We start from the raw sequence: 18,231 nt of genomic DNA on the forward strand, positions 1-18,231 counted from the left end.
CGGCCGGCCGTACGCCGGGATACCATCGCGGTTCGCGCGGCGTGTCGCTCAGGGCCTGCGGCACGCCGCGCATTTCCCGATCGATTTCGCGTCCAGCACACAACATGACAACACAGCCGAACCGCGTTTCTTCCCAGTCACTTGCTTCCGGCGCCAGCGTGCGCGAGATAGCCGATGCGGTGCGCACGGCCGGACGGCGTGCCGCCGATGTCGCCGGCGACGCGCTCGCGCGTCTCGCGGCGATCGCGCCGCTCAATGCGATGGTGCACGTCGATGCCGATCTCGCGCGCCGCACGGCCGAGCGTGTCGATGCGCGCGTTGCGCAAGGCGACGCGCTGCCGCTTGCCGGTGTGCCGTTCGTGATCAAGGACAACCTCGATACCGTCGCGATGCCGACGCTCGGCGCGAGCCCGGCGGTGAGCGGCTATCGTGCGGCGGAAGACGCGCTCACGGTGCGGCGCCTGCTCGACGCCGGCGCGGTGCCGCTGGGCAAGGCGAACATGCACGAACTCGCATTCGGCATCACGAGCGGCAACCGGCATTTCGGCGCGGTCGGCAATCCGCATGATTCGCGGCGCATCGCCGGCGGGTCGAGCGGCGGCACGGCGGCGGCCGTCGCGGCCGGCATTCCGTTCGGTCTCGGCACCGACACAGGCGGCTCGGTGCGGATTCCGGCGGCATTCTGCGGCGTGTACGGGCTGCGGCCGTCCGCGCAGCGCTATTCGCCGCACGGCGTGCTGTCGCTGTCGCCCACGCGCGATACGGTCGGACCGATCGGCCAGGGCATCGACGACCTGCTGCTGCTCGACGCCGTGCTGACGCGCGACGACAGCACGGCCGTCGCGCCGGAATGGCGCCGCCTGCGCATCGGCGTGCCCGGTGCGCCTTACTTCGACGCGCTCGACCCGGGCGTCGCGGCCTGCATCGAGCATGCGCTCGCGTCGTTCGCGGCGGCCGGTGCGACGCTCGTGCCGCTGCCGGCGATGCCGCTGCACGAGGTGAGCGACGCATGCGGCTTTCCGATCGCGGCGTTCGAGGCGAACCGGTACTGGCGCCGTTTCGCGGCGGAACGGCTCGGCATCCCGTTCGAGATGTTCGTCGAACGGATCGCGAGCGACGACGTGCGCGACATCTTCCGGTCGTTCGTGTCCGCGCCGATCGATGCCGTCGCCTATGCGGAAGCGATCGCGTGCCGTCGGCATCTCGTGCACTGGTACGACGACGCATTCGGCACGCCGGTCGACTGCATCGCGATGCCGACGGTGCCGGGCGAGCCGCCGTCGCTCGACGACGTGGCCGCGATGACGGCCGGGCAGGGCGCGGCGCTGTTCGCGCGCGTCGTGCGCCAGACGTCGCCGGCGACGCTCGCTGGCGTGCCGTCCGTGTCGATCCCGGCCGGGCGTTCCGCGCAAACGGGCCTGCCGGTCGGACTGATGCTCGAAGGGCCGTGGGGCGGCGATCGCCGCCTGCTGGCGATCGCGCGCCGGATCGACGAGCGGCTGCGGGAGGACGCGACGGCCGCCTGAGCCGCCGCGTTCAGGCCAGGTAGGCCTTCATGAAGTCGACCCACGCGCGCACCTTCTGCGGCACGTGCGGGGTCGACGGGTACAGCGCGTAGACGGCCTGCGGCGGAAACCGGTAGTCGGGGAGCGCGTCGACCAGTGCACCGCTCGCGAGGTCGTCGCGCACGAGCCATTCGGGCAGCAGCGCGACGCCGCTGCCTTGTCGCGCGAGCACGCGCAGCACCGACGCGTTGTCGACGACCACGCGCGGCTTGGCGCCCGGTTGAAAGGCGTGCGGGTTGCCGTCGCGATCCGCGAGCGTCCAGGTGGCGATCCGCTCGAGCCGCGTATGGCCGAGCTGCGGCAGGTTCGCCAGCACGTCGGGCGAATCGATGCGCGACAGGCCGGCAGCGGCGAGCAGCGACGGGGCGATCACGGGCCGCACTTCATAGGTCGCAAGGCACGCGCCACGGTACGGCAGGTCCTGGAACTGTTCGAGGCGCCCGAGCCGGATCGCGACGTCGACGCGCTCGCGCACCAGATCGACCTGCGACGCATGCGTCTCGAGCCGCACGCGCAGCGCGGGATGGCGCTGCATGAATTCGTGCAGCGCCGGCGCGACGACCATCGTCCCGTACTCGACGGTCGACGTCACGCGCAGCACGCCGTGCATCCCGCCATGCTCGCTGCGGGCATCGTCGATCGCGCTCTCGGCCTCCTCAAGCACGCGCAGGCAGCGCGCATAAAAGCGCTCGCCCGCGTCGGTCAGCTCGACGCGCCGCGTCGTGCGCGTGAGCAGCGTGACGCCGAGCTCGGTTTCCAGCTGCTTGATGTTGAAGCTGACCGCGGCCCGGGCCTGATTCAACTGGGCGGCGGCGGCCGTAAACGACCCCGATTCCACGACGGCGCGGAAGACGGCGAAACGATCGAGACTCACCATGGCATGTCGGCTACTCTGCAGAAAACCGACATGTTGCCCTGATTGTCAAAATTTTTCGACCAGTCTTGCCGGCCGGGCGGTCTTATCGACGCGTGCCGCGAACCTTACACTGCGGCGTTTCGTTCGTCTCCCGCCGTCATGACCGATCGCTCGAAAATTGCCGCTGTCTACCTGCTCGGGTTCGCGATCGATCTCGCCAACATGTTCGTCATCAACGCCGCGTATCCGACGATCCAGCGCGAGCTGCACGCATCGGTCGCCCAACTGGCGTGGATCGGCAACATGTACGTGCTCGGGCTGACCGTCGTGATCCCGCTCGGCACGTGGCTCGCGCGGCGTTTCGGCGAGCGCCGGCTGCTGATCGCGTCGCTGCTGCTGTTCGCGCTCGGCAGCCTCGGGGTCGGGCTGTCGGCGTCGATCGGCGCGCTGCTGGCGTGGCGGCTGATCCAGGGGCTCGGCGGCGGGCTGCTGATTCCGGTCGGGCAGACGATGGCTTATCGTGCGTATCCGCCCGATGCGCGCGCGCACCTGACGTCGATCGTGATGATGGTTGCGCTGCTCGTGCCGGCGCTGTCGCCGGCGCTCGGCGGCGTGATCGTCGATCGCGCGTCGTGGCGCGCGATCTTCTTCGGCATGCTGCCGCTGGCCGCGGCCACCAGCGTGCTCGCGTTCGCGTGGCTGCCGCCCGACGACGCGAGCGAACGCCCGGCGGCGCTCGATGTGCGCGGCCTCGCGTTGAGCGCCGTGGCGCTCGTCGCGCTGCTGCTCGGCCTGACGTTCGCGGGGCAACCGGGGGCGGCACGCCAAGCGATCGCGCCGCTTGCGATCGCGCTCGTCGCCGGCGGCGCATACGTCGCGCATGCGCGACGCGCGGCCGCGCCGCTGCTCGACCTGCGCCTGGTCGCGCAGCCGCAGCTGCGGATCGGCCTGATCGTTTATCTGTGCGTGCCGGGCGTGTTCACCGGTGTGAACCTGGTCGCGGCGCTGTATCTGCAGAACACGCTGGGGCTCAGCGCGACGCATACGGGCGCGCTGATGGTGCCGTGGGCGATCGCGTCGTTCGTCGCGATCGCGACGACGCGCCGCTGTTTCCCGAAGTGGGGCGCGAGGCCGCTGTTCATGTGCGGGATCGTGATCGACGGGATCGGCATCGCGCTGCTCGCGACCCCGCTCGCCGGTTTCGAGGCCGGGCGCGTGCTGGCTTTCGTCGCGATGGGGCTCGGCGCCAGCATGTGCACGAGCACGTCTCAAAGCGCGGCGTTCCTCGACGTGCCTGCCGCGCGGATGGGCGACGCGAGCGCGCTCTGGAACATCAACCGGCAGTTGAGCTTCTGCCTCGGCGTCGCGGTGCTGGGCAGCGCGCTGAATTTCCTGCTGTCGGTGCACGGCGACGACGCGCGGCTGCCGTACCAGCAGTGCTTCGGCCTGGCCGCGTTGCTGACGCTGCTGCCGCTGCCGTTCGTCGCGCGCCTCGCGGGGCGCCGCGCGCCTGCCGGGCAGCCGGTTTCCCAACGTTCGTGAGTGTCGAGATGAATTCGTCAAACCCGTTTTTCCAGGAAGTCGTCGACGCGCATGTCGACATCGAGCAATGGCTGTCCGGCCGCGCCGCCCGCGAGGGCCTCGCGCCGCTGCTCGCGCGTTTTTCGCGGCGTTTCTCGATGATTTCGCTGCAGGGGCATGCGCTGGACTTCGCGGATATCGACGTCCTGTTCTCGCGCGGCTTCGGCGCGCGTCCCGGCCTGCGGATCGCGATCGACGAACTGCACGACGTGAGCGCCTGGCAGGGCGGCGCGGTGATCGCCTATCGCGAGACGCAAGTCGACGGAGAGGGGCGGCGCAGCGTCCGCCGTTCGACCGTCGTGTTCGAGCGTGACGCGAGCGGGCGCATCGGCTGGCTGCGCCTGCACGAGACACCCGTGACGGGCTGACCGTCACCCGCCACGCCTGCCGCCGGGTGCCCGGCGGCAGGCAGCACGCTGCCCGAGCGGCCCCCAAGACTGGAAACCTGAGAGATGACCATAAAAGCAATCGAATCCGCGCGCCGCGAGGGCGCGCGGCGGCAGCGCGTCCGCGGCCGGAGGTGTGCATGACGGCGCAACCGTTCACCGATGCGGTGGCGGCGCTAGTGCGCGAGACCGAGGTGCACAAGGATCTCTACCTGTCGCCGCGGATCTTCGAGCTGGAGATACGTCACCTGTTCGCGAACACGTGGGTCTATGTCGGCCACGTCAGCCAGATTCCGGATACCGGCGACTACGTGACGACGACGATCGGCGCCGAGCCGGTCGTGATGGTGCGCCACGTCGACGGATCGGTGCGCGTGCTGCACAACCGCTGTTCGCACAAGGGCACGCAGCTCGTGACCGATGCATGCGGCAACACGGGCAGGTTCTTCCGTTGTCCGTACCACGCATGGTCGTACCGGACCGACGGCAGCCTCTATGCGATTCCGCTGCGGCGCGGCTACGAGAACACCGGCTTCGAATCGTGCGAGGCGAGCAAGGGCATGCAGGCGGTCGGCGCGACCCATGACCATCGCGGCTTCGTGTTCTGCCGCCTGAATCCGTCGGGTGTCGATTTCCACGACTATTTCGGCGATGCGCTGTCGTCGCTCGACAACCTGGTCGACCGCTCGCCGGAAGGGCGTGTCGAGGTCGCGGGCGGCGTGTTTCGGTACGTGCACGCGTGCAACTGGAAGATGCTGGTCGAGAACCAGACCGATACCTGCCATCCGATGGTCGCGCACGAGTCGTCGGCCGGCACGGCCGTGCGCGTGTGGGAGCGCGACGGCGCGGAAGGTGCGAAGCCGATGGCGGTCGAACTGCTGGAGCCGTTCATCCAGCCGCATGCGTTCTTCGAGCAGATGGGGCTGCGCGTGTGGCCCAACGGGCACGGCCACACCGGCACGGCCGATTCGATCCATGCGCGCTATACGCCGATCCCCGGGTATCACGAGAAGATGGTGGCGGCCTACGGCGAAGCGCGTGCGGCGCGTATTCTCGGCGAGGTCCGTCACAACACGGTGCTGTTTCCGAACGCGATGGTGAAGGGGCCGATCCAGATCCTGCGCGTGTTCAAGCCGCTTGCGGCCGACCGCACGCTGGTGGAGTCGTGGTCGTTCCGTCTTGTCGGCGCGCCCGATTCGCTGTTCGAGCGCACACTTGCGTACAACCGGCTGATCAACGCGCCGACGTCGATCGTCGCGCACGACGATCTCGAAATGTACGAACGCGCGCAACGCGGCCTCGCGACGCAGTCGCGCGACTGGGTGCACGTGGGGCGGTTGTTCGATCCGCGGGAGTTCGCGCAGCCGACGTCGGAAACGAACGGCACCAGCGAGCAGCAGATCCGCAACCAGTTCCGCGCGTGGCTGCGCTATATCGCGCCCGCATCGACGAAGGAGGCGGCCTATGCGCACCTTTGCACACGATGAACTCGCCGCGTTCGTGTACCACGAGGCGCGCCTGCTCGACGAGCGGTGCTACGACGACTGGCTCGCGCTCTACGCGGACGACGCGCGCTACTGGATGCCGCTGTCGCCGGACCAGCCCGACACGGGGCTGCACGGCGCGCTGATGGACGAGGACCGGCTGCTGCTGCGCATCCGCATCGAACGCCTGGCCGGCCGCCGCACGTTTTCGCAACAGCCGGCGAGCCGCGGCCACCATCTGCTCCAGCAGCCGCATGTCGAGCGTGCCGACCGCACGCGCGGCGTGTACGTACTGCGCACGCCGTTCCATTACGTCGAAGCGCGGCGCGACGAGCAGACCCTGTTCGCCGGCTGGTACACGCATGAACTCGCGGTGCGCGACGACGCGTTGCGCATCCGCGTGAAGCGCGTCGACCTCGTCAACGCCGACGCACCGCTCGGCAGCATTCACCTGCCCGTATGAACGCGGGCTCGCGCATCCGGCTTCCACCTTTGATCCCGACTCCATGAACGCCCCTGAACGCCTGCCGCACACGCTACCGTACATCGACACGCTGTACGACTATGGCGCTTTCCTGTCCCGTACCGGCGGCCGTCTCGGCACGCTGCCGGCCGAAGGCGCGCACGATGCGCGGATCGCGATCGTCGGCGCGGGCGTCGGCGGCCTCGTCGCGGCGTGCGAACTGCTGCGCGCGGGTGCCCGGCAGGTCGTCGTGTTCGAGGCGAACCGGGCGCGCGTCGGCGGCCGCCTGCTGACCCAGTCGATCAATCCCGATCATCCGCATCTGCTTGCCGAAATGGGTGCGATGCGCTTTCCGCCGTCGCAGGCCGCGCTCTATCACTACCTCGACCGGTTCGGTGTCGACAGCGCATCGGCGTTTCCCGACCCGGGCATCGTCGATACCGAGATCCACTACCAGGGCCACGCGTACCGCTGGCCGGCCGGCGATGCGCCGCCCGCACTATTCGAGCGCGTCGACCGCGGCTGGCGCGCGTTCATCCGCGACGGCGTGCGGCTCGACGACGGCACGCTGCTGCCCGCGCCGGCCGAACTGACGGCACTCCTGCGCGCGCATCGCTACGACGACGCGCGGCGCGGCTGGCAGCAGTACATCGACCGGTTCGGCGACGAGTCGTTCTATTCGGCGATCGTGAAGATCTTCACGGGCGCAACGCCGCCCGGCGGCGTGCGCTGGCGCAAGGGCGAGGACCTGCGCCTGTTCGGCACGCTCGGCATCGGATCGGGCGGCTTCCAGCCGGTCTATCGCGCGTCGTTCCTCGAAATCCTGCGGATCGTCGTCAACGAGCTCGAGGTCGACCAGCGGCTGATCCCGGCCGGCATCTTCGCGCTCGCGCAGGGGCTGATGGATGACGGCGTCGACGGCGCGCACGTGCGCGACTGCATCGTTTACGCGGCCGTGCGCGGCGTGACGACGCAGCCCGACGGCACGTTTGTGCTCGCGCTCGACGACGGATCGACGTGCGTGTTCGACCGCGTGATCGTCGCGACCACGACGCGCGCGATGCAGGTCGGCATGGGCATGACGGGCATCGCGAACCTGTTCGCGCCGGACGTCGTCCGTGCGATCAACGAGACGCACATGGTCAGTTCGTCTAAGCTCTTCGTGCTGACCCGAGACAAGTTCTGGCTCAAGCACGGGCTGCCGCACAACATCCAGACCGATACGCTCGCACGCGGCATCTACTGCCTCGACTACGCACCCGACGATCCCGACGCACATGGCGTCGTGCTGATCAGCTACACGTGGGAGGACGATTCGCACAAGATTCTGTCGCTCACCGACAAGATCGAGCGGTTCAAGCGGCTCGTTGCCGAGATCGGCGTCGTGTCGCCGGCGTTCGCCGCGCACCTGCGCCCGCTCGACGACGACTACGCGCGCAACGTCACGAGCCACGACTGGCTGTCGGACCGCTACGCGCTGGGCGCGTTCAAGCTGAACTATCCGGGCGAGGACATCCATTCGCAGGCGCTGTTCTACCAGTTCCAGACGGCGGCCGAGCCGTCGACCGACCGCGGGATCTACCTGGCCGGCTGCTGCTGTTCGTTCACGGGCGGCTGGATCGAGGGCGCGGTGCAGACCGCGATCAACGCGGCGAGCGCGGTGATCCGCAGCCTCGGCGGCACGCTCGCCGACGGCAATCCGCTCGATGCGATGCGCAGCCGCTATCGGTACGGTGACTGATGCGGCACGCCGCTATTTGTCCAGCTCCGGATAGTGCCGGAAGATCCCCATGTCGTTGAACGGGATGCGGCGCTCCGAGTCGAGATAACGCGCGACGGGACGATGTTGCGCGACGCGGTCGTGCAAGCCGACGAGCCCCGCGACTTTCCGCTCCGCGCGCTTCATCGCCTTCGGAAACGCATAGCGCAAGCCCTCGATGAGCTGGAACATCGAAAGGTCCGCATAACTGAGCGCGCTGCCCGCGATATGGCCGCTCTTGTGCGGATTCTGTTCGAGCACGCGATCGAAATAGCCGAGGAATTTAGGCAGCCGATTCTCGAGGAAATCGGCCGCGCGCTCGGCCGCTTCCGCCTTCTGGTCCTCGTAGTACAGGCAACTTGCAATCGGATGATGCGTGTCGTGAATCTCGGTGACGAAATCGGCGACGGTCAGCTGGATCTGGTGCACCCACAGCCGGCCGGCTTCGTCGTCGGGCGCGAGTCCGAGCCGCGCGCCGAGGAACAGCAGGATGTTCGCGGTCTGCCCGACGACCACATCGCCGGCTTTCAGGAACGGCGGCGCGAACGGCACGCATTCCGCCTTCGTGCTGTCCATCATGCGCATCATCGCCGGCACGCCCATGCCGCGGCCCGATTCGCGCGCGACGTCGACATAGTCGGCTTCGGCCGCCTCGAGCGCGAGCCGCACGTATTCGCCGCGGCCCTGGATCTCGGGCCAGTAATAGAGTTCGTATCGCATGCTGTTCTCCTGTCCAGTTGAACCGGATGCTTGAGCTATCGTGATGACCGGGCGGCCGTGCGCGGTCCGCCGCGAATAGACAGTCTAGGCAATCGCAAGAAAAGTGCTGCGCGCATCGCGTCATGCGCCGCGTTCGCCGCCTTCGGGGCCGTAGAAGAACACCCAGGTCGAGAAGTCGCCGGAGAAACCGACGAAGCGATGCTCCGCGTGAGCGGGGACGAACAGCACGTCGCCGGCCGAGACGTCGGATTCGCGCCCGTCGACGATGAAGCGCGACGTGCCGGTGGCGATCACGTAAACCTCGTCGCGCGCATGCGGCTTCTGCTTGTCCTCGATGTGCGGCCGGTACAGCTCGACGTCGAGCGTGCCGTGCCGAAACAGCGTCGTGAACAGCGTGCCTTCTTCGTCGAGGCGAGCTAGCGATTCGTTCAGGCCGAGCTTCATCGTGGTGGGCTCCGGATCCGATCGTGGGAACGTGCGTTGTGCCATCGTAACGCGAAATCCGGAGATGGCCGTGCAGTACGCGACGATGCACGCGAATCGCATCCTCGCCACCGGTGAAACGGTGGCCGTGGTCGCTCGCCACGGATGAAACGCATTCGTCCATCGATGAAACGGCATGACGATCGCCTGCATTCGATCGACAGGTTCACCGCAATTTAATAAACGCCCGCTACGATCCTGCATCGTCGATCGACTGGGTGCAGCGATCCGATCCGCGCGTCGATCCTGTCGCCCGTCTCCCAACCGCGTGACATGCCCGGTTGTCACTTTCCCTGAACCCGCTATTGCAACGCCGCGACCTGCTGCCGGCGTTGTTTGCATCGCTTCGTATCTCTCATGAATCTGAATCCGTCGGCTTCTTCACGCAGAAAATTTCTTGCTGCCGCCCCCGCCGTTGCGGCAGCACCGCTGCTGAGCGCATGCGGCGGCGACGACGTCACATCGGCGCCCGTCACCGACAGCGCACTTGCCGCGCAGATGTCCGCGAAGCTGAACGCGCAGCTCGGCGATGCGGCGACGGTCAATGCGATCGTGCCGGCGCTGACCGATGTCGGCTTCACCTGGGGCCTGCCGACGGTGCCGGCCGCGCAGGTCGGCGCGATCGTCGCATACAGCTTCGGCAACCGTCCGAACGCGGCGAGCGGCAACACGTCGAGCACGGGCGGCAACCAGTCCGCGCTGCCCGATCCGGGGCCGGTCAACGAAGCGCTCGCGGACGCCGTGTACCGCATCCGCCAGTTGAAGCCCGTCAAGGTCTACGCGCAGTGGGAAATCGCGCGCTTTCTCGTGTCGAAATACGGAATGGGCGCCGACGTGCTGTCGTCGATCGAACCGGTGATCGCGAGCGACGGCTCGATCGTGTACCTGAGCACGGCAGGCGTCGCCGCCGTGGCCGTGTCGCGCGCGGGCGGCGCGGCCGCGATGGGCACCGTCGCGGTGGTCGGCCATCGCGATCACGCGAAGCGCTGCATCCAGACCTCGCAGCAGGCGGGCATGAAGGCGGCTGCCGTTGCCGAGGTGCCGCTCCCGACGCTCTACGACCCGCAATCGGGCCAGCCGTGGACGCGCAACCGCAGCCTGTATCTCGTGCACGACATGTATGCGCAAATGCTCGGCCGCGCGATGGCCGCCACGACGCAGGCCTTCCCGAAAGGCTGACGATTCCCGCTTTCCACACGATCCCGATGACCATGAAGACCCGCCGCCATTTCCTGGCTTCCACTTCCGCACTCGCCGCATCGTGCGCGGCCTCCGCGCCCGTGTTCGCAAGCGACGCACCGGCGTCCGATGCCGAACTGCAGCGCCAGATGCTCGGCAAGCTGACGAACGAACTGAACGATCGCGCGACCGCCGCCGACGAGACGGGTTACCTGTTCGACACGTTTTTCTCGTGGGCGCCACCCACCGTCGCGGCGGCCGGCATCAATACGATCGTCGCGTTCAGCTTCGGCAGTCGCGCCGCGGCATCCGGTGCCGTGCCGGTGCCGGGCCCGGTGAACGAGGCGATTGCCGACGCCGTGTTCGCGCTCCGGCAGAAGGTCGCCGTGCCGGTCTGCGCGCAGCAGGAAGTCGCGAGCGTGCTCGCGTCGAAATACGGGCTGACAGCGGGCGTGACGACGATCGCGACGCCGGCCCTGAGCGCCGGCAGCCCGATACCGACGCCCGACGGCGTCGCCGCCGCGATCGTCAAACAGGCCGGCTCGGCCGCGGCGCTCGGCAAGGTCGCGATCGTCACGCACGCGGATCAGGCGTCGATCGCCGTGCGCGTGTCGAATGCGGCGGGGATGCAGGCGGCGGTGCCGGCCGGGCTGGTGCTGCCGGTCGCCTACGACACGTCCGCGCAGCAGCCGGCGATGCGCCGCCGCGATCTCTACCTGATGAGCAACGCCGGCATGCAGCTGGCGATGCTGCGGCTCGACCTGATCAAGCGCGAATATCCGAACGGCTGAGGCCGCCGGTTCCGGCCCGTCGCGCCGGGTCCGGGCGACGCGATCCGCGATCGAGGTCATCCGGACCCGGCGTGCCCCATTTGCCGGGTAATGCCGATACAGGTATTGGCACTACCAGCCAAACCACTGTTTTTAATGGGTTTTTTCGCGCCCGGCCTGCGCCGCGACGCGTTCTGCGTGGCATAATCGACCGCATCCGCAAGGCTTGTAGTCACAACGACCCCGCATACCCATGGCACAGACTCTCTACGACAAACTGTGGAATACCCACGTCGTCCACACCGAGGATGACGGCACGGCATTGCTGTACATCGACCGTCAGCTGCTGCATGAAGTCACGAGCCCGCAGGCGTTCGAAGGGCTGAAGATCGCGCAGCGTCCGGTGTGGCGCATCAGCGCGAACCTGGCCGTGTCGGATCACAACGTGCCGACGACGGACCGCAGCCACGGCATCGCCGATCCCGTCTCGAAGCTGCAGGTCGACACGCTCGACGCGAACTGCGATGCGTTCGGCATCACGCAGTTCAAGATGAACGACATGCGCCAGGGCATCGTCCACATCATCGGGCCGGAGCAGGGCGCGACGCTGCCGGGCATGACGATCGTGTGCGGCGATTCGCATACGTCGACGCACGGCGCGTTCGGCGCGCTCGCGCACGGCATCGGCACGTCGGAAGTCGAGCACGTGCTCGCGACGCAAACGCTGCTGCAGAAGAAGAGCAAGAACATGCTCGTGAAGGTCGAGGGCGCACTGCCGCGCGGCTGTACCGCGAAGGACATCGTGCTCGCGATCATCGGCAAGATCGGCACGGCCGGCGGCACGGGCTACGCGATCGAATTCGGCGGCTCGACCATTCGCGCGCTGACGATGGAAGGCCGCATGACGGTCTGCAACATGGCGATCGAGGCCGGCGCGCGCGCGGGCATGGTCGCCGTCGACGATACGACGATCGATTACCTGAAGGGCCGTCCGTTCGTGCCGACCGGCGCGGAATGGGATCAGGCCGTCGAATACTGGCGCCAGTTCAAGTCGGACGAAGGCGCGCAGTTCGACCGCGTCGTCGAGTTGAACGCGGCCGAGATCGTCCCCCAGGTCACGTGGGGCACGTCGCCGGAAATGGTCACGTCGATCGACGGTCGCGTGCCCGATCCCGAGCGCGAGAAGGATCCGGTCAAGCGCGACGCGATGGAGCGCGCGCTGGCCTACATGGCGCTCGAGCCGAACACGCCGATCGAATCGATCAAGGTCGACAAGATCTTCATCGGCTCGTGCACGAACGCGCGGATCGAGGACATCCGTGCGGCCGCGTATGTCGTGAAGAAGCTGAACCGTCGCATCGCGTCGAACGTGCGGCTCGCGATGGTCGTGCCGGGCTCGGGCCTCGTGAAGGCGCAGGCCGAACGCGAAGGGCTCGACAAGGTGTTCACCGACGCCGGTTTCGAATGGCGCGAGCCGGGCTGCTCGATGTGCCTCGCGATGAACGCCGACCGGCTCGATCCGGGCGAGCGCTGCGCGTCGACGTCGAACCGCAACTTCGAAGGCCGGCAGGGCGCGGGCGGTCGCACGCACCTCGTGAGCCCCGCGATGGCCGCGGCCGCGGCGATCGAAGGCCACTTCGTCGACATTCGCAAGCTGGGGTGACGCGTGACGGCATCGAAGATCATTGCGCGGCTGGTTGCCGCGCTGGCGCTGGCGGGGTTGGGCTTCGGCCTCGCGGGCTGCAATACCGTCCAGGGCTTCGGGCAGGACGTCAACGCCGCCGGCAACGCGCTGAAGCGCGCCGCGGAGTGACGACTCCCGCCGAGAATTTGTCGATGTGCGCCGGCTGAAGGCCGGCCCTCCAACCGGATAGACGGATCATGGAAAAATTCACAGTACATACCGGCGTCGTGGCGCCGCTCGATCGCGAGAACGTCGACACCGACGCGATCATCCCGAAGCAGTTCCTGAAGTCGATCAAGCGCACGGGCTTCGGTCCGAACGCGTTCGACGAATGGCGCTACCTCGATCACGGCGAGCCGGGCCAGGACAACTCGAAGCGTCCGCTGAATCCCGACTTCGTGCTGAACCAGCCGCGCTACCAGGGCGCATCGGTGCTGGTCGCGCGCAAGAACTTCGGCTGCGGCAGCTCGCGCGAGCACGCGCCGTGGGCGCTGCAGCAGTACGGCTTCCGCGCGATCATCGCGCCGAGCTTCGCGGACATCTTCTTCAACAACTGCTACAAGAACGGTCTGCTGCCGATCGTGCTGACCGAGCAGCAGGTCGATCACGTGTTCAACGACACGTACGCGTTCAACGGCTACCAGCTGACGATCGACCTCGACGCGCAGGTCGTGCGCACGGGCGACGGCCGCGAGTATCCGTTCGAGATCGCCGCGTTCCGCAAGTACTGCCTGCTGAACGGCTTCGACGACATCGGCCTCACGCTGCGCCATGCGGACAAGATTCGCCAGTTCGAAGCCGAGCGGCTCGTGAAGCAGCCGTGGCTCAACACCAAGCTGGTCGGCTGATATATCGCCTTCGAGGCGGGCGCGCTATCCGCGCGTTCGCCGGCCTGCTCCATAACCTACCCAGTCAGGAATAACGCATGAAGATTGCAGTGCTGCCCGGCGACGGCATCGGTCCGGAAATCGTCAGCGAAGCGGTGAAGGTGCTGAACGCACTCGACGAGAAGTTCGAACTCGAACAGGCGCCGGTCGGCGGCGCGGGCTACGAGGCGAGCGGCCATCCGTTGCCCGACGCGACGCTGAAGCTCGCGAAGGAAGCCGACGCGATCCTGTTCGGCGCGGTCGGCGACTGGAAGTACGACTCGCTCGAGCGCGCGCTGCGCCCCGAGCAGGCGATCCTCGGCCTGCGCAAGCATCTGGAGCTGTTCGCGAACTTCCGCCCGGCGATCTGCTATCCGCAGCTCGTCGATGCGTCGCCGCTTAAGGCCGAACTCGTCGCGGGCCTCGACATCCTGATCGTGCGCGAACTGAACGGCGACATCTACTTCGGCCAGCCGCGCGGCGTGCGCGCCGCACCGGACGGCCCGTTTGCCGGCGAGCGCGAAGGCTTCGACACGATGCGTTACTCGGAACCGGAAGTGCGCCGCATCGCGCACGTCGCGTTCCAGGCGGCACGCAAGCGCGCGAAGAAGCTGCTGTCGGTCGACAAGTCGAACGTGCTCGAAACGTCGCAGTTCTGGCGCGACATCATGATCGACGTGTCGAAGGAGTACGCGGACGTCGAGCTGTCGCACATGTACGTCGACAACGCGGCGATGCAGCTCGCGAAGGCGCCGAAGCAGTTCGACGTGATCGTCACGGGCAACATGTTCGGCGACATCCTGTCGGATGAAGCGTCGATGCTGACGGGCTCGATCGGCATGCTGCCGTCGGCGTCGCTCGACAAGAACAACAAGGGCCTGTACGAACCGTCGCACGGTTCGGCACCGGACATCGCGGGCAAGGGCATCGCGAACCCGCTCGCGACGATCCTGTCGGCCGCGATGCTGCTGCGCTACTCGCTGAATCGCGCGGAGCAGGCCGATCGCATCGAGCGCGCGGTGAAAACGGTGCTCGAACAGGGCTACCGCACGGGCGACATTGCGACGCCGGGCTGCCAGCAGGTCGGTACGGCGGCAATGGGCGACGCGGTGGTCGCGGCGCTGTAAGCAGGCAGTAAAGGGTGCGAACGCGGCCGGTAAAAACGGCGCGTTCGCACCGGGTTGGCCGTTGTGCGGCCGAATAGGTTTGTGTAGACTCGAACGATGGCGCTGATTTCCCTGATCTCCCCGGTCCTGAAACTCCACGGCAACACTGCCCGTGCGGGTGCGCGCGCCATCGTCATCACGAAAACCATTACCACGAAAACGATCATTAAACGCTGATCGTCCGTCGTGCCCGCCTGTTTCCCCGCGCGGTCACGCTGGGGACGGAAATGGCGGGGAAGCTCCATTCAAAGGGTTAGTCATGAACGTAGGTCTCGTAGGTTGGCGCGGCATGGTCGGCAGCGTCCTGATGCAGCGCATGCAGGAAGAGGGCGATTTCGACCTGATCGAACCGGTGTTTTTCAGCACCAGCAACACGGGTGGCAAGGCGCCGTCGTTCGCGAAAAACGAGACTACGCTCAAGGACGCGACCAACGTCGACGAGCTGAAGAAGTGCGACGTGATCATCACGTGCCAGGGCGGCGACTACACGAACGACGTGTTCCCGAAGCTGCGCGCGGCCGGCTGGAACGGCTACTGGATCGATGCGGCATCGTCGCTGCGGATGAACGACGACGCCGTCATCATCCTCGATCCGGTCAACCTCGACGTGATCAAGGACGCGCTCGTCAAGGGCACGAAGAACTTCGTCGGCGGCAACTGTACGGTCAGCCTGATGCTGATGGCGCTCGGCGGCCTGTTCCGCGAGAACCTCGTCGACTGGATGACGGCGATGACCTACCAGGCCGCATCGGGCGCGGGCGCGCAGAACATGCGCGAGTTGCTGTCGCAGATGGGCACGCTGAACGGCGCGGTGCAGGAACAGCTCGCCGATCCGGCTTCCGCGATTCTCGACATCGACCGCCGCGTGCTGGCCGCGATGAACAGCGACGCGATGCCGACCAGCAACTTCGGCGTGCCGCTCGCCGGCTCGCTGATCCCGTGGATCGACAAGGATCTCGGCAACGGGATGTCGAAGGAAGAGTGGAAGGGCGGCGCGGAAACCAACAAGATTCTCGGCAAGCCGGCGATGGGCGAGCCGGGTTCGATCCCGGTCGACGGCCTGTGCGTGCGGATCGGCGCAATGCGCTGCCACTCGCAGGCGCTGACGATCAAGCTGAACAAGGATGTGCCGCTCGACGAGATCAACGGCATCCTCGCCTCGGCGAACGACTGGGTGAAGGTCGTGCCGAACGAGCGTGAAGCGTCGATGCGCGACCTGTCGCCGGCGAAGATCACCGGCACGCTGACGGTGCCGGTCGGCCGCCTGCGCAAGCTCGCGATGGGCGGCGAATACCTGTCGGCATTCACGGTCGGCGATCAGCTGCTGTGGGGCGCGGCCGAGCCGCTGCGCCGCATGCTGCGCATCCTGCTCGACAAGTAAGCCTGCTTGCCGGTCCGGCCTGCGGGCCGGGCTGCACAAGATGATGCGCCGCGTCGGCCTTGATGATGTCAAGGCTGGCGCGGCGCGTTTTTCATGCGTGGATCAGCGCAGGTTCAGCAGCGTCTGGTCGACCGTCTGCTGGGTCTTGATCGTCTGCGCGTTGGCCTGGTAATTGCGCTGCGCGGTGATCAGGTTCACGAGCTCGGTCGTCAGGTTGACGTTCGAGTTTTCCAGCGCGCTGCCCTGCAGCGTGCCGTGGTTCGTGCTGCCCGGCGCGGAGATCTGCGGCACGCCCGACGCGGCGGTCTCCGCATACTGGTTGCCGCCGATGTTCACGAGCCCGTTCGGGTTGTTGAAGTTCGCGAGCGCGATCAGGCCGAGCACCGCGCTCTGGCCGTTCGAGTAGTTGCCGGTCAGCTTGCCGTCGGTGCCGATCGAGAACGTCGTCAGCGTGCCGCTCGCGAAGCCGTCCTGCGCGAGGTTGTTTACGCCGTTCTTCCCGCCGTACTGCGTCGTGCCGCTCAGGTCGAGCGTCAGGTTCTGCGGGTTGGCGCCGCCCGTCGTGTTGGGGATCGAGAACGCGAACTGACCGAGGCTCGGCGTCGGCTGGCCGGTGGCGGCCGATGTCGTCGAGCTGATCCGGCCCGATGCATCGAACGTGACGGTGCCGAGATTCGTCGGCGTCTGGCCCTGTACGCCCGCATAGGCCTGCCAGGTGCCGGCCGCGCTTTTCGCGAAATACATCGTGACCTGCTGCGAGCCGCCGAGCGTGTCGTAGACCTGGATCGACGAATTGTAGTTGTACGTCGTGTTGTCGCTCGCGTTGAACGGCGTCTTGGCCGGCACCTTGTCCTGCGAGTTCAGGTTGAACTGGCCGGCGATCTTGCTCGTCGCCTGCGGCGCGATGTTGTTGGTCGGCGCCTGCAGTGGCACGGTCTGCGCGGTGTTGATCACGCCGCCCGCGCCTGCCGCATAGCCCATCAGGTTGCGGCCTTGCGAGTCGACGATGGCGCCGGTCTTGTCGCGGTGGAACGTGCCGTCGCGCGAGTACGTCGTCGCGCCGTTGCTCGACATCTGGAAGAAGCCGTTGCCGTTGATCGCGATGTCCAGCGACGAGTGGGTCGAATTGATCGTGCCCTGGCCGAATTGCTGCTGCACCGACGCGAGCCTCGTGCCGATGCCGATCTGCGTATTGACCGACGTCGCGACCGAATTTGCATACATGTCGGAGAAGTTCGCGCGGCCCTGCTTGAAGCCGGTCGTGTTTGCGTTCGCGATATTGTTGCCGATCACGTCGAGATTGCTCGACGCGCCGGCCAACCCGCTCAAACCCTGCTGATAGCCCATGTTCGATCCCCGTAACGAGCTGGTGAGTGAATGCAGTCTTGCAACTGCGCGATGACCCTCTGGCGTCTCACGGCGTCAACCCGGCCGATCGCGGTCCCGCCTTTCCGGCATGTGCGAGCGCAATGGCCGGATTGCGCCGATTCCTGTTTGAAGTCGATCGTAGCGACAGCAATTATTTGATCTGTGTAATTTTGTGTAATGTGATTGAATTACTGTCGAAATGATCGCTTTTGTATGGGTAATTGGCCGTGCTGTCAGGTCTGAAAGCCTTGCGGGGCGGGGATTTGGCGGGATGAATTTTCAATTGGACGATAAGAGGTGAGAATTGACTTCTTATCGTTCAATTGAAATTGATTTGAATGAGATCGGCGGGGCGGCGGGGGTATTTGAAAATGGCGGCTGTTAATCAATTAACGGCAGGTGACGCGAATTGTTGAGCGAATGCGCTCGATTACCCCGGCCGTGGTTCGGCGCCGGAACCGGCCGGCGGAAACGTGGAAGCGCCGAACCGCTTGCGCGGCCGTTCCTGCATCGCATCGTT

19 protein-coding genes are annotated in these 18,231 nt (G+C 66.9%); 15 read left to right on the forward strand and 4 right to left on the reverse strand.

Features of this window, described 5'->3' with window-relative positions; all coding sequences use genetic code 11:
• Nucleotides 1–104 precede the first annotated feature (104 nt).
• A complete protein-coding gene (gene iaaH, locus BT264_RS32375; RefSeq protein WP_072444137.1) occupies nt 105–1,526 on the forward strand; it encodes an indoleacetamide hydrolase in 1,422 nt (473 codons plus the stop codon).
• A 10-nt stretch (nt 1,527–1,536) separates the two neighbouring features.
• Here iaaH and BT264_RS32380 read toward each other — a convergent pair whose 3' ends face one another.
• Nucleotides 1,537–2,442 (reverse strand): LysR family transcriptional regulator, encoded by a 906-nt coding sequence (locus BT264_RS32380; RefSeq protein WP_072444135.1) that lies wholly within the window; start codon nt 2,440–2,442, stop codon nt 1,537–1,539.
• A 138-nt stretch (nt 2,443–2,580) separates the two neighbouring features.
• Here BT264_RS32380 and BT264_RS32385 point away from each other — a divergent pair, with 138 nt between their 5' ends.
• From BT264_RS32385 to BT264_RS32405, 5 genes are all read left to right on the forward strand, one after another.
• Complete coding sequence (locus BT264_RS32385; RefSeq protein WP_072444134.1) at nt 2,581–3,963, forward strand: MFS transporter; 1,383 nt, start codon at nt 2,581–2,583, stop codon at nt 3,961–3,963.
• A gap of 8 nt (nt 3,964–3,971) precedes the next feature.
• Entirely contained in the window at nt 3,972–4,370 is a 399-nt protein-coding gene (locus BT264_RS32390) for a DUF4440 domain-containing protein (protein WP_072444132.1), read from the forward strand.
• 158 nt (nt 4,371–4,528) lie between these two features.
• Nucleotides 4,529–5,875 (forward strand): aromatic ring-hydroxylating dioxygenase subunit alpha, encoded by a 1,347-nt coding sequence (locus BT264_RS32395; protein WP_072444130.1) that lies wholly within the window; start codon nt 4,529–4,531, stop codon nt 5,873–5,875.
• Nucleotides 5,853–6,335 (forward strand): aromatic-ring-hydroxylating dioxygenase subunit beta, encoded by a 483-nt coding sequence (locus BT264_RS32400; RefSeq protein ID WP_072444128.1) that lies wholly within the window; start codon nt 5,853–5,855, stop codon nt 6,333–6,335. Before BT264_RS32395 ends, BT264_RS32400 begins: the two co-directional genes overlap by 23 nt.
• A gap of 43 nt (nt 6,336–6,378) precedes the next feature.
• Nucleotides 6,379–8,076: a flavin monoamine oxidase family protein gene (locus tag BT264_RS32405; protein WP_072444126.1), complete on the forward strand. Its 1,698-nt coding sequence runs from the start codon at nt 6,379–6,381 to the stop codon at nt 8,074–8,076.
• A gap of 12 nt (nt 8,077–8,088) precedes the next feature.
• Here the strand turns inward: BT264_RS32405 and BT264_RS32410 are convergent, their stop codons facing one another.
• A complete protein-coding gene (locus BT264_RS32410) occupies nt 8,089–8,814 on the reverse strand; it encodes a glutathione S-transferase (protein WP_072444125.1) in 726 nt (241 codons plus the stop codon).
• 120 nt (nt 8,815–8,934) lie between these two features.
• Nucleotides 8,935–9,258 (reverse strand): cupin domain-containing protein, encoded by a 324-nt coding sequence (locus BT264_RS32415; RefSeq protein ID WP_072444123.1) that lies wholly within the window; start codon nt 9,256–9,258, stop codon nt 8,935–8,937.
• Nucleotides 9,259–9,654: 396 nt separating this feature from the next.
• Between BT264_RS32415 and BT264_RS32420 the strand changes: the two genes are divergently transcribed.
• The 8 genes from BT264_RS32420 to asd all read left to right on the forward strand — a co-directional run bounded on the left by BT264_RS32420 (nt 9,655) and on the right by asd (nt 16,343).
• On the forward strand, nt 9,655–10,476 hold the full coding sequence (locus BT264_RS32420) for a hypothetical protein (RefSeq protein WP_072444121.1): 822 nt from the start codon (nt 9,655–9,657) through the stop codon (nt 10,474–10,476).
• A 32-nt stretch (nt 10,477–10,508) separates the two neighbouring features.
• Nucleotides 10,509–11,267: a Tat pathway signal protein gene (locus BT264_RS32425; protein ID WP_072444119.1), complete on the forward strand. Its 759-nt coding sequence runs from the start codon at nt 10,509–10,511 to the stop codon at nt 11,265–11,267.
• Nucleotides 11,268–11,499: 232 nt separating this feature from the next.
• Nucleotides 11,500–12,909 carry a 3-isopropylmalate dehydratase large subunit gene (leuC, locus tag BT264_RS32430; protein WP_072444117.1) on the forward strand — a complete coding sequence of 470 codons (1,410 nt, stop codon included), beginning with the start codon at nt 11,500–11,502 and terminating at the stop codon, nt 12,907–12,909.
• A 3-nt stretch (nt 12,910–12,912) separates the two neighbouring features.
• Nucleotides 12,913–13,059, forward strand: a complete 147-nt coding sequence (locus BT264_RS32435; protein WP_034179997.1) for an entericidin A/B family lipoprotein — start codon at nt 12,913–12,915, stop codon at nt 13,057–13,059.
• A 68-nt stretch (nt 13,060–13,127) separates the two neighbouring features.
• Nucleotides 13,128–13,778 carry a 3-isopropylmalate dehydratase small subunit gene (gene leuD, locus BT264_RS32440; RefSeq protein WP_034179996.1) on the forward strand — a complete coding sequence of 217 codons (651 nt, stop codon included), beginning with the start codon at nt 13,128–13,130 and terminating at the stop codon, nt 13,776–13,778.
• A 77-nt stretch (nt 13,779–13,855) separates the two neighbouring features.
• Nucleotides 13,856–14,923 (forward strand): 3-isopropylmalate dehydrogenase, encoded by a 1,068-nt coding sequence (leuB, locus tag BT264_RS32445; RefSeq protein ID WP_072444115.1) that lies wholly within the window; start codon nt 13,856–13,858, stop codon nt 14,921–14,923.
• Nucleotides 14,924–15,019: 96 nt separating this feature from the next.
• Complete coding sequence (locus BT264_RS40220) at nt 15,020–15,139, forward strand: hypothetical protein (protein WP_006756675.1); 120 nt, start codon at nt 15,020–15,022, stop codon at nt 15,137–15,139.
• Between the two features lie 82 nt (nt 15,140–15,221).
• Complete coding sequence (gene asd, locus BT264_RS32455; protein WP_034179994.1) at nt 15,222–16,343, forward strand: aspartate-semialdehyde dehydrogenase; 1,122 nt, start codon at nt 15,222–15,224, stop codon at nt 16,341–16,343.
• A 102-nt stretch (nt 16,344–16,445) separates the two neighbouring features.
• Here asd and flgE read toward each other — a convergent pair whose 3' ends face one another.
• On the reverse strand, nt 16,446–17,690 hold the full coding sequence (gene flgE, locus BT264_RS32460; RefSeq protein WP_072444113.1) for a flagellar hook protein FlgE: 1,245 nt from the start codon (nt 17,688–17,690) through the stop codon (nt 16,446–16,448).
• Nucleotides 17,691–17,716: 26 nt separating this feature from the next.
• Between flgE and BT264_RS38715 the strand changes: the two genes are divergently transcribed.
• A complete protein-coding gene (locus BT264_RS38715) occupies nt 17,717–17,914 on the forward strand; it encodes a hypothetical protein (RefSeq protein WP_143155791.1) in 198 nt (65 codons plus the stop codon).
• Nucleotides 17,915–18,231: the final 317 nt, after the last annotated feature.

Origin of the sequence: Burkholderia sp. NFPP32 (genome assembly GCF_900119325.1) — a bacterium.
Classification (GTDB): Bacteria; Pseudomonadota; Gammaproteobacteria; order Burkholderiales; family Burkholderiaceae; genus Burkholderia; species Burkholderia pyrrocinia_C.